At 38.2% G+C, this 11,367-nt stretch carries 12 protein-coding genes and 3 pseudogenes; 6 read left to right on the top strand and 9 right to left on the bottom strand.

What is annotated here, in order from left to right; all coding sequences use genetic code 11:
• Positions 1-705 precede the first annotated feature (705 nt).
• Together VB711_RS12150 and VB711_RS12145 are read left to right on the top strand one after the other, a co-directional pair.
• Positions 706-990 (top strand): hypothetical protein, encoded by a 285-nt coding sequence (locus VB711_RS12150; RefSeq protein WP_323286304.1) that lies wholly within the window; start codon positions 706-708, stop codon positions 988-990.
• Positions 991-1,461: 471 nt separating this feature from the next.
• Positions 1,462-2,058: an SMI1/KNR4 family protein gene (locus VB711_RS12145; protein ID WP_323286301.1), complete on the top strand. Its 597-nt coding sequence runs from the start codon at positions 1,462-1,464 to the stop codon at positions 2,056-2,058.
• On the opposite strand, the gene VB711_RS12140 is transcribed toward VB711_RS12145, so the two are convergent.
• A complete protein-coding gene (locus VB711_RS12140; protein WP_323286299.1) occupies positions 2,055-2,939 on the bottom strand; it encodes an alpha/beta fold hydrolase in 885 nt (294 codons plus the stop codon). The two genes, VB711_RS12145 and VB711_RS12140, sit on opposite strands and share 4 nt — an antisense overlap.
• 254 nt (positions 2,940-3,193) lie before the next feature.
• Here VB711_RS12140 and pyrH point away from each other — a divergent pair, with 254 nt between their 5' ends.
• Both pyrH and frr read left to right on the top strand, forming a co-directional pair.
• Positions 3,194-3,922 (top strand): UMP kinase, encoded by a 729-nt coding sequence (gene pyrH, locus VB711_RS12135; RefSeq protein ID WP_323286297.1) that lies wholly within the window; start codon positions 3,194-3,196, stop codon positions 3,920-3,922.
• Positions 3,909-4,457 (top strand): ribosome recycling factor, encoded by a 549-nt coding sequence (gene frr, locus VB711_RS12130; RefSeq protein ID WP_323286295.1) that lies wholly within the window; start codon positions 3,909-3,911, stop codon positions 4,455-4,457. Before pyrH ends, frr begins: the two co-directional genes overlap by 14 nt.
• Positions 4,458-4,529: 72 nt before the next feature.
• Here frr and VB711_RS12125 read toward each other — a convergent pair whose 3' ends face one another.
• Complete coding sequence (locus VB711_RS12125; RefSeq protein WP_323286400.1) at positions 4,530-4,982, bottom strand: DUF29 domain-containing protein; 453 nt, start codon at positions 4,980-4,982, stop codon at positions 4,530-4,532.
• Between the two features lie 224 nt (positions 4,983-5,206).
• On the opposite strand from VB711_RS12125, the gene VB711_RS12120 reads away from it, so the two are divergent.
• A complete protein-coding gene (locus VB711_RS12120; RefSeq protein ID WP_323286293.1) occupies positions 5,207-6,328 on the top strand; it encodes a geranylgeranyl reductase family protein in 1,122 nt (373 codons plus the stop codon).
• Positions 6,329-6,594: 266 nt separating this feature from the next.
• Here the strand turns inward: VB711_RS12120 and VB711_RS12115 are convergent, their stop codons facing one another.
• Both VB711_RS12115 and VB711_RS26450 read right to left on the bottom strand, forming a co-directional pair.
• Complete coding sequence (locus tag VB711_RS12115; protein WP_323286291.1) at positions 6,595-8,295, bottom strand: alpha/beta hydrolase; 1,701 nt, start codon at positions 8,293-8,295, stop codon at positions 6,595-6,597.
• Positions 8,296-8,483: 188 nt separating this feature from the next.
• Positions 8,484-8,585 (bottom strand): annotated as a pseudogene (locus tag VB711_RS26450) (IS110 family transposase); the annotation flags it as partial.
• 486 nt (positions 8,586-9,071) lie between these two features.
• Between VB711_RS26450 and VB711_RS12105 the strand changes: the two are divergent.
• Entirely contained in the window at positions 9,072-9,674 is a 603-nt protein-coding gene (locus VB711_RS12105; protein WP_323286288.1) for a Uma2 family endonuclease, read from the top strand.
• A 270-nt stretch (positions 9,675-9,944) separates the two neighbouring features.
• Here the strand turns inward: VB711_RS12105 and VB711_RS12100 are convergent.
• The 5 genes and pseudogenes from VB711_RS12100 to VB711_RS12080 all read right to left on the bottom strand — a co-directional run.
• Positions 9,945-10,151: pseudogene (locus VB711_RS12100) on the bottom strand (IS1634 family transposase); the annotation flags it as partial.
• Complete coding sequence (locus tag VB711_RS12095) at positions 10,123-10,263, bottom strand: hypothetical protein (protein ID WP_323286286.1); 141 nt, start codon at positions 10,261-10,263, stop codon at positions 10,123-10,125. The gene VB711_RS12095 and the pseudogene VB711_RS12100, both read right to left, overlap by 29 nt.
• The gene (locus tag VB711_RS12090; protein ID WP_323286284.1) at positions 10,247-10,570 is read right to left on the bottom strand and encodes a DUF433 domain-containing protein; all 324 of its coding nucleotides are present in this window, start codon (positions 10,568-10,570) and stop codon (positions 10,247-10,249) included. Before VB711_RS12090 ends, VB711_RS12095 begins: the two co-directional genes overlap by 17 nt.
• A 52-nt stretch (positions 10,571-10,622) precedes the next feature.
• On the bottom strand, positions 10,623-10,916 hold the full coding sequence (locus tag VB711_RS12085; RefSeq protein ID WP_323286282.1) for a hypothetical protein: 294 nt from the start codon (positions 10,914-10,916) through the stop codon (positions 10,623-10,625).
• A gap of 147 nt (positions 10,917-11,063) precedes the next feature.
• Positions 11,064-11,367: pseudogene (locus tag VB711_RS12080) on the bottom strand (GTP-binding protein HSR1); the annotation flags it as partial.

Here is an 11,367-nt window from a genome sequence, read left to right as displayed (position 1 = left end):
CTTTGGTGGAGGCTTCCCCGGTGGCTTGGGTGGAGGATTCCCAGGCGGTTCCCGTGGAGGTTTTCCTGGACGCTTGTTTTAGTGGCTACTAAATCAGAGAAGCTTAACGATTAGTTAGTACCATAATTTATAATTAACGGGGAAAAATAAGACTTAGATCACTCACTCACAATAAATAGATCAAATTCTGAGAGAGTTGCAGTAGTCTACAAGCTCAATTTAGGCATGATACAACAATACTGTTAAGTTAAAAAAATTGTAGGTTGGTTTCAGCAATAGCGTAACCCAACAAAATCTCGAAAATGTTGTGTTGCGTTTCCTTACTTCAAACGCCATTCGCCACAAGTCTGGAAACGCCCCCAACCCACGCAGATCAAACTTTTTTATTTTTAACTTAACAGTATTCCATTCTATAAATGAATAAAATACCAAATTGCCTAATTCCACACTCCCCGTTTACCTAATAAGTTAGATGATTAGTTCCGAGTTATTTATGGATAATAAATAATAGTTCATAAAACCAGGCAATATTTTTATTAAAATGATTTATCTAAATGAAAAATAGTAAATGATATTATGTGTCTAAAGACATAATTGTTTATATGATAATTATGACCGAAGAATTATTTAATTTTAATAGAAATTCTTTATAAAAAGAGTATAGATAAGTTTTACTTACCTATATACCAATTGAGGCTAAAAATCATGTCAGATCAAAACATCAAATCAGATTTGATTGAAGAGTTATCTTCAGAGCAGCAGGAACTTGTATCTGGTGGACAATTTGGCTTTGGCAGAGGTGGTTTTGGCGGACCCGGCTTTGGCTTTGGTAGACCTGGCTTTGGCTTTGGTAGACCTGGCTTTGGTTTTGGCAGACCTGGCTTTGGTTTTGGCGGACCCGGCTTTGGCTTTGGCAAACCTGGCTTTGGCTTTGGTAAACCTGGCTTTGGTTTCTTCCCCCCACGTCCTAGACCCTGCTGCTTTTTCTAACTCATCAAAGATCGTGAACTAGGCAATCTCTCCGTTACAGTTTTATAATTAGCGGAGGTGGAAAAGACTCTCATAACTCGTTCATTAATAATTAATTATATTTTGAGCGAGTATGAGCAGTCTAAGATATCAAAAATTTTCAATTGGGGAATAAAAAATATTTCTAGGGCTTACGCATTGACAAACTTTACTAAATATGGAATGGGGTTTTTCGTTTCTTCTACGGTGCGTTAGACCCAATCATTTCACCAGCATTAGCTATATTTTTTCATCTGACGCACCCTAGTAATGTAAGTTGCTAGTTAGATGAAATAAGGTGCGTCAGAAACTTAAAATTAGTCATTTCAGCCTAAATCATTCCGTCTGACGCACCCTACTAACAAATCATTAGTTTCTTACGAGTCCTATAGGTAGACGGAGAAAAACAGAAATGATATTCTTGATCAGTGATGAGTAGATTTTGAAAAAGGCATGATCAACTACGATTGGGAACATCTATTAAAAAAATTCAGTTACAAACTGATTGAGGGACGTAGAGAATATGACAGATGGGAATTAACTCCAGAGATAGTTGCATCTAAATGGTTAGGCAATCCAAGCGCATCAGAAGAACAAATTGTTTTAGCTGAAACCCGATTAGGAAAAAGATTTCCACCATCTTACCGAGAATTTCTGAAAGTTTCTAATGGTTGGTGTAACTCAGATTGGACTGATTTACAGCTTTGGTCAACCGAAGAAATAGAATGGTTTTCAACAAGAAATGAAGACTGGATCTTGGCTTGGCAATTAGATATTAATGAAGTACCTTCTGTACCGGATGATCAATATTTTGTTTATGGTGAAGCTCAAGATTGCATTTATTTAAGGCGTGAGTATTTACCCACTGCCTTAGAAATCAGTAGTGATAGCGGAGATGGTGATATTTTTCTGTTAATTCCTGATGTTGTTTTTGAGAATGGTGAATGGGAAGCATGGCACTTTGGCAATAAACTTCCGGGTGCTAATCGCTATCGTTCTTTTTATGAACTAATGTTGAAGGTTACGGAACAAGGTAGCTTTATTTATTAACCATTAATCCAATCTTGTAAAATTGCATTGACTAAATCAGGTGCTTCATCTTGAGGGCAGTGTCCCACACCTTCTAAAGGAATAAATTTTTGTACTTGGGGAAAATTGGCTAACTCTCTACCTAAATCAATGGGTTCCCAAGGGTCTGCTGTACCCCATAAAATAATCGCTGGACAAGGTAAAATAGGTAATAAATCTTCTGGTAATGGTCCACTAGAATAGGCGGTAAAAGCTAGAAAGACAGCCGCCGCACCAGGATCTTTAGCTGGTTTCATTAAAATATCCACCAATTCCTCTGTAACTGCCTCTGAGTCAGCATAGGCTTGAAGGAGGATTTTCCGTACAGTTTTTGGTTGGGCTAGTTGACGGAAAAAGAAGTTCCCGACTCCCTTGATGGATAAAAGACGTTGAAGTATGGGTGCGCCAAAACGCTTAGTCCAAGGTAGGGTTAGACGTTTACGATCATGTAATAAACGGAGAGAACAGTTAAGTAAAGCAACTCCTAAAGCAATATCAGGATTACTTACCGCCGCTTGCATAGCAACTATACAACCAATAGAATTTCCAACTAAAAAAGCTGGTTCACCTACTACTTCACGACAGAAGTCTGCTACTTGCTGTCCCCAAGTTTCGATGGTGTAAGTAATTTCTTTACCTGGTTCTGGTTTAGCTGAAGCCCCAAAGCCAATTAGATCAATGGCATAAACTCGACAATTAGCTCCTAGTACAGGTATATTTTTTCGCCAGTGCCACGACGAAGCTCCAAAGCCATGTACGAGGATGACGGCGGGTCCATTATTACCTTGTGTATGGTAAGAAATGGGGAAGTTTTGCCAATTCCAGGTTTTTGCTGTGGTAAATGCGTTAATTGAAGTTGTCATGAAGAATATGAGGATTGCAAAGCAAAGGCTGTTCTCTAACCTAGTGTAACCTAGCATCTTGATCTCATTTTCTGCATTTGTTAGATTAGGTGATAAACTCTAATAGGCATTAATTGAGCATTAAAGTAATATCAGCTAAAAAAACTGATAATAAATGCTTAAAATGACAAAATGTTATATTTAGGCATTTAATGAGCATTAATGTTAATTCATGACTTGAAAATATTAATTATCGCTACTTAACAAGTGACTTCATGGGAACGAATTACCGACGGGTTTTACTTAAACTAAGTGGTGAAGCCTTAATGGGCAACATGGGCTATGGGATTGATCCAGAAGTGGTCAAAGAAATAGCTGAGGAAGTAGGAGAGGTGGTAGCCACTGGTGTTCAAATCGCTATAGTTGTGGGCGGCGGCAACATTTTTCGAGGCGTGAAAGCAGCGTCGGCGGGGATGGATAGGGCAACTGCTGACTATATAGGGATGATTGCCACGGTAATGAATGCCATGACGCTACAAGACTCGCTAGAACGCATGGGAATACAGACGCGGGTACAAACTGCGATCGCTATGCAAGAATTAGCCGAACCCTACATTCGTCGTCGCGCTATCCGTCATTTAGAAAAAGGACGGGTGGTGATATTTGGTGCTGGTTCAGGAAATCCTTTCTTTACCACAGATACCACTGCGGCGTTAAGGGCAGCAGAAATTGATGCCGAAGTGATTTTTAAAGCCACCAAAGTAGACGGAATTTACGACGCTGACCCCAAGATTTATCCTGATGCCAAACGGTTCAATACCCTAACCTACGCTCATGTGTTAGCTAAAGATTTACGAGTCATGGATAGTACAGCGATCGCGCTATGTAAAGAAAATAATATCCCCATTCTTGTATTTGACTTAACGGTGCGAGGTAATATCCACCGTGCAGTCCTGGGAGAGTCCATCGGCACCATTGTGGGAGGTTCTTGTGAAATTAGCTGAAGCTGATAGTACGATGCAAAAAACTGTTGAGGCAACTCAACGGGCTTTTAACACCATTCGCACTGGTCGCGCCAATGCGAGTTTGCTAGATAAGGTACAGGTGGAATATTACGGCACACCCACCCCCCTGAAATCCCTAGCAAACATCACCACACCAGATGCTTCAACCATCTTGATTCAACCCTACGATAAAAGTAGTTTGAATATAGTTGAAAAGGCAATTTCCTTGTCAGATGTGGGTTTAACCCCCAGTAACGACGGTTCTGTGATTCGCTTAAATATACCGCCATTAACGAGCGATCGCCGTAAAGAACTAGCTAAACTTGCTGCCAAATATGCAGAAGAAGGTCGGGTAGGTATTCGCAATATCCGCCGTGATGCCATTGATTCCATCCGCAAACAAGAGAAAAATTCCGAAATTGCCGAAGATGAATCAAGAGATCAGCAAGACAAACTGCAAAAATTGACAGACAAATATACTGCCAAAATCAACGAACTACTGGCAGAAAAAGAAAAAGACATCTCAACTGTTTAAAATTTATAGGTGGGGAGAACGGCTGATTTCCTCAAGGAAATAACTTAATCGCCTCCCTACCTGTTCCCCCTTTTATTCAGGCAAAAAGTCATCCTCTATTACTTGTCCTAAATGATATGGGCAAATCACAGGAAAAAACTCCACTGGTAAACCAGTTTCAGCTTTTGCTTGCTTAACTGCTTGTGTATAACACTCTGCAAAAATGCTATCCAGATAAGGTTTAAGACTAGGAGAATCCTTGAGAGATTCTTGAACACGTCTACGATGTTCAATTATACTTCCTTCCCAGCTACCACTTCTCTTGTCAGGTTGAAATTGCCATTTGAGCAAATGTAGTAAAATCACAATTAGATTACTTTTGAAACTTTTGCGCTCACTCTTCCCCATGTCCCCAACTTCTTCAATCAGGTTTGCCCAGTCTACATTTGCGTAGTCGTGACTTTGTAATTTTGCCACAGTTGTTTCTATCCATTGCAGGTAGTCGGTTTCATATAGGCTTGGGGAAGGGGTTGTTAACAAAGACATGGTTGTTTCCATAGCTTTTGCTTGAATTATAGCTTTTCCGCGTTGCTGAATTGAGGTATGAAAGTCAAAAATTCCATCTCCCAAACTCTTACTCTCTGCGCCTCTGCGTCTCTGCGTGAAATAAAATCATTACTAAATTATTTTTCACTAAAAATTTACCAAAAAAAGTGAATGCTTATATATACTAGGAAACTAACTAATTCAGAAGTAGAAAATTAGCCATTATGTACGACTGCATCATCGTCGGTGCTGGCCCAGCAGGTGGAACAGCAGCATATCACCTAGCCAAGCAGGGTCGCTCAGTCTTAGTTTTAGAAAAAGAATCCTTGCCAAGATATAAGCCTTGTGGCGGTGGTGTGTCACCAGCGATCGCGCAATGGTTTGACTTCGACTTTAGCCCCGCTATTTCCGGCAAAGTAGACTCCCTGCGCTTTACTTGGAAATTAGACGATCCAGTAGAAGCGAAAATGGATATTAAAGAACCATTTTGGATGGTGCGGCGAGAAATTTTTGACCATTTTCTCATCCAGCAAGCCCAAAACAAAGGGGCGGAATTACGAGATAATACAGAAGTCACAGGTATAGAATTTAAAAGCGACCATTGGCAAGTGAACACAAAAAATGGACCCCTTACAGGTCGCTACCTGATCGCTGCTGACGGTGCTAAAGGCCCAATGGCAAAATGGCTAGGTTTCAAAGACCGTAAACGCCGTTTAGGTGGAGCATTAGAAGCAGAAGTTAGCACCCAATTAGAGAACCAAAATACTGCTCATTTTGAATTTGGCTTAGTTAAAAACGGCTATATTTGGAACTTTCCTAAAGCTGACGGTTATTCCATTGGTATAGCTACTTTTATCGGTGGTGAACCGCAAGACTTTAAGAAAATTTTAGATGAGTACGCCCAATCTTTTAAAATAGATGTCAAAACTAGCAAACAATACGACCATCCGATTTGTTTGTGGGATGGTAATCAAAAGTTACATACCCAAAACGCCATCTTAGCCGGAGAAGCAGCTTGTGTAGTTGACCCTATTACAGCAGAAGGTATTCGTCCCTCTATTTTTAGTGCCTTACTAGCATCAACAGCCATCAATGACGCACTTTCTGGTAATCTCAACGCCCTAGAACAGTACACAGAAGCCATACATGAACAATGGGGTAGTGATATGGCTTGGGCGCAAAAAATTGCCGGAGCATTTTATCGCTTTCCTAAAGTTGGCTATAAAGTTGGTTTTAAACGTCCTTCTGGTACTCAACTCATGGGGAAAATCCTATGTGGTGAACTGCGATATGGTGATGTAGCCGGTCGTGCCTTAAAGCGGTTAATTCCTGGTTTTGGCGGTTAATTAATTCAAGGTTTCTGATACCACGAAATAAATAACGTATTTTGTAGTCTGTAGGGTGCGTCAGAAAGAATAATTTGGGTTAAAATCACTAATTTTTAGTTTCTGACGCACCTTACTTCATCTAACTAGCGACTTACGTTATTTAGAATTAGCAATGTACAAATCAGGATTTTGGAATTTCTTATTAATGCGGTGCGTCAGATAGAAAAAATCTGTTTCATTCTAAATTATCGCGTCTGACTCACCCTACAAAATTATTAATTTTCCTATTTTTCCTCAAATTTCTTAATTAACCCCATAGCTTCAGACGGAATCTCCGTCACCAGACGAAAAGGAAACATCTGTGTTGAGGCATTTTGGGCATAATTTGAAGTGAGAATATCTGCATATTGGTTCGGTTCTGGAGTTAACCTTGCTGCCATTGCTAAAGTAATCCCTTGGACAAATTTCCGAACATCAGCAGCTTTTTCACCAACTACTTCCGCACCAGAAAAAGGTGTATTTAATTTTTGTTCTGGCTTGACAATAATGTTAGGATCTTGTACACTTAAATGAGTAGCACCAATAGCCACAACTAACCATTTAGGAACGGGAATTTTAGTAAATCCAATCATCTGTTCTGGCAAAGCTGGCGTAATTCTATCTGCTGAATTTGCAAGAACTAAAGTAGGAACTTGGACTTTACTTAAACCAGTTTCACCAAACAATAAAGAAGTTGTCGGGTTAAATACCACTACTTGTTTAACTCTGCTATCTCGCAATTGATAACTATTTTCTGGTAATCCTTGGGCTACACACTGAACCGTTCTTCCTAAACTTAATCCAGTCAGGTTACTTTTGCAACGTTCCTTGAGTTTTTCTAATTGTAATTCACCACCACCCAGGGCTAAAGCTGTCGCACCACCAAAAGAATAACCGACAACCATTACATTATTAGTAGCTAGTTTACCTTGCAGAGGATTATTAGCTGTTTTATTCAACCTTTCTAACTCATCTAAAACAAAACTAACATCTCGCGGACGTTCTAGAAATTCTTGGGGGTTTAACAGTGGATATTTGCTTTTAGCGCTTAACTTAGCATAAGCCGCATTACTACCGGGATGTTCTAAAGCTGCGACAATATAACCATGAGAGGCCAGATGTTCTGCTAAATATCGCAAGTCAGTACGAACAGAACCTAAGCCATGAGAGAAGACAATTAGAGGTTTGTTTGGAGTTGCAGAATTTGACGAATAGATATCTAGGGGAATATTGCGTTGGCTTTGTCCACCGTAGGTATCACGCTTTTGATCATTTAAAATTAAAGTAGTCACTTTAACTGTAGCATTTCCTAATTTGTTAGGGTCAACAGAGTAAAAACTTTTAACTTTTCTGGAGTTTAAGCGGGGTCCCAATGCAAATAGAAACTGTTGAGTACGCCAAAAATCAGTATTTAGATTCCGTGCAACTTTTAACGCTTGCGGAATATTAATTTCCAGGCGTTTACTTGGATAGGAATCAATAAAACTGACAACAGAAAGACCTTCAGGTTTAGCAGCGGCTAAAATCAAACCTCCTCTGAGTGCTTGCACTCCCGCGTCATCTTTACGAACTAAAGCAGTTGAGATATCATTGAGGATAGTATTACCAATTTGGGTATTCAGTAACCTACTCAGGGTGACAACATTGATAGGTATTCTGATGCTAAATACCTGTAGGAGAAAACGACGTTGTTTTTCCGATAATCTTTTAGTGTAACTTCTTAAACTAGCCGGAAATTCTCCAGTTTTGGCAATATTTTGTAACTCTGTCAAAGGGATAGTTTCTTCTAAAAGACCATAGCGCACAACCACTGTATCAGCAGCTTGAACAGAAGAATTACCTGCAAAGATTGGTATGAGTGCGATACCTACTGTAAAGGCTTTTCCTAACTTAGAGAAAACTCCTTTGATTCCCGTGAAATTTTTCCAGCTTTTCCCTGTAAACATTGTTTCACACCCAATTCAACTTAGGGGATTGTAACTGATTTTAGGATCTTTGACTTGAATAGAGTTGAAAGTCAATACTTGCCGGTTCTGAGTTTTTGTAGTAACTGTCTTGATAGATAAAATAGGTAAATTATAGATTGCCATAAATTACCAAACAAGATTGGAGGTATAAAAACGATAGTGAAACTTTATGCAGAAATTGGTTGTGAGTCGTGAGTCATAGACCAAGGAAGATGATCCCGAATCATCGCATTTAAGATGACTAACATTTTACGAACACAAGCAGTAATGTCATGGAGATTGTTGTGGTGATCCTTGCTACAAAACGGTCTTTTTTGACCCAGGTTGGGACGGTCTACCACTTCTTCTAACATACCTCTAAGATACAAGGTTGGGTTTCCTTGCGTCAACCCAACAATATTAATAACACTATAATTGCAACTCAAAAAACCTATAGCTGTTCACAGCATCTCACCCAATCATCACCAACTATCATGTAAATAAGAGAAGATAATAGAACCATCACAGATACACCTGGAAATATTCTCCTGACCCAATACTTTTCGGTTAAGGAATGTAGAGACGTTCCATGGAACGTCTCTACAAGGGTTTTCGGTTCACGAATTTGCCTAACCGAACAGTATTGTCTCCTGACCTGATTTAGATCCCCGAAGTATAAGATTGATTATAGATATGATAGAAAAATCTTGAAAAGAAGTCCGGGATCTTTGACCATGAGTTATAATCAAGATTAAAGTCATAACCATAAAACTACTATGACTATCCAAATCCTAGACAAAACTACCGCAATTTCAGAACAGCGATTTCTTCTACCTGGTCATTACACCTGGAAGGAATTTGAAATAATAGAAACCTTAACCGCAGACGCAGGAAATTTGCGGATAACTTATCTTGATGGGTGCATTGAATTTATGACACTTGGTGAACAACACGAAAATATCAAGAAAATTATCGCTATTTTGATAGAAGCATATCTTTTTGAAAAAGGGATAAACTTTATCCCAGTAGGTAGTGCTACTCGTCGTGCAAAAGAAAAAAGTGCTTCCTTTGAACCTGACGAATCTTATTATATCGGAGAAAAAAAAGCAAATCCAGATTTAGCAATTGAGGTTAATATTACCAGTGGCAGTATTGATAAACTAGAAAAATACAAAAGGTTTAATATTACCGAAGTTTGGTTTTGGGAAAATAACCAATTGTTTTTATATCATCTCAGAAAAGATAACTATGAGCAAATTAATCAAAGTAAATTATTGCCAGATTTAGATATAGATTTATTGACAACTTGTGTTTTAATGCCTTCCATTATTGATGCGAGAACAGAATTTATCAAAGTATTAAAAATTAGTATTTTGTAGTAATTTGTAGGTTGGTTTAACGCAAGGAAACCCAACAATATCCACCATTAATAACGCACTTATTACTTGTAGCATAATCAAACTACATTGACGGTGAATCAAAACTTATGGTTTGAACAATTACGTATCAATGGCCAACAAAATTATGAACGCAAAAAGGTTAAGCTTTTATGGGGGGTTAAAAGCTATTTCAACAACAATATTTAATTTAAGGTATACAATCAGTTATCAAAAAGATCATCGATAAAATCGTAAAACTAGAGAGAAAAACTAAGATAATAAATAGTACTTTTGACAAGCAATAGGTAGGAATTGCAAGATATGACAATGCGACTCCGTTAAGTTAAGAACTCGTTGAAATCCTTGTATCATTAGAAGATGAATTCCTTGAAAGCATTGAAATATCCATCTTAATGTAGGAGATTCTGTTGGTTTATTCAGTTGATTTTTAACTGTTGCTTTTTGGGCTTTTAATGACTATTAATCCGGCTTCTGAAGTTGTAGTAACATTGATTCCTCGACGACGCAAACCTAACGCAACTGCATTACTTACATTTTCATCTAAATGGAATTTAATTCTCTCTGTCATTACGTCTATTCAGTTTTTCTTGGAGAATCGAAGGAGTCTGTGCTTGTATTTCTTGGATTAAAGTCTCTGATTCTGATATTTGCTGTCTAATTTCTTCTTGATGATCATAATAGTATTCTACAGCAGCATAGATATCAGATAAGGTAATAGTAGGATGATGGTAGAGAATTTCATCAGGAGACATTCCCATTTGTTCATACCAAATCACAATATCCTGAACTCGAATACGATGTCCAGCAATGCGGGGTTTTCCTCCACAAATACCAGAAGTGATTTCAATATGTTCTTTGATTATATTGATTAACATAATTGATTCTCTTTTTTATTCCAATTATATGTTTAATTATCTCATAATTATTTTACTTCTGATTGTGGTTTAAAGCTGCTTGAATTTGAGGATATATTTTCTCGTCATATCCTGACTCATCCAACATCCATTCGTTTACTAATTCTAGTATTTTTTCTACAGAATCATCTTTATTATTTTCTAGTTCGATTAACTGGTTGGTACTTTCATGAAACTCAATTTTGGCTAAATGCGAGAATTTAACTGTAACTAAAGCATCAACTATTTTTCTAACTTCTAATAGTTGTTCTAGAGAAAGACTGTCTAACTGTTGGACAATAGGATCAAGTTGTAGTATTTTACTCATAATTTTATTTAAGAAGGTATACCCCTATTTTATTATATAAATAGCTCAATCTAAAAAAATACAAAATGTAAAGCGTGGTATATTTCGTAACACGCGAATAAATAAAAAAGGTGCATTATGCGATCGCTAACACACCCTACAAAACTTTTACATATCTGTTCGTTCATAAAATGCGATAATTGCTTCTCCCAGTCCTTTAATAATACCTGCTGCTATTGGCGCTTTAGCTGCCCAACCTGCAAATGGAACTAAATTTAGTGCTTCTAATGCAGCTAACTTTCCTAGAACAGCAGCTAAACCTACTACACCTGCGGCAGCAACAGCTTCTCCCCACTCATAATCATCTCCTCTGTAGATTTTGCCGATTTGGTAGCACATTGTTATCTCTATAGTCACTAAGGCTGCGGATGTTGTACCCGGAAATACGGCGGCAATTACTAACCCTGCTCCT

This window comes from Cronbergia sp. UHCC 0137, assembly GCF_034932285.1.
Lineage (GTDB): Bacteria > Cyanobacteriota > Cyanobacteriia > Cyanobacteriales > Nostocaceae > Cronbergia.
Note: the sequence above shows the minus strand (reverse complement) of the source record. Positions and strands in the feature narration are given on the sequence as shown.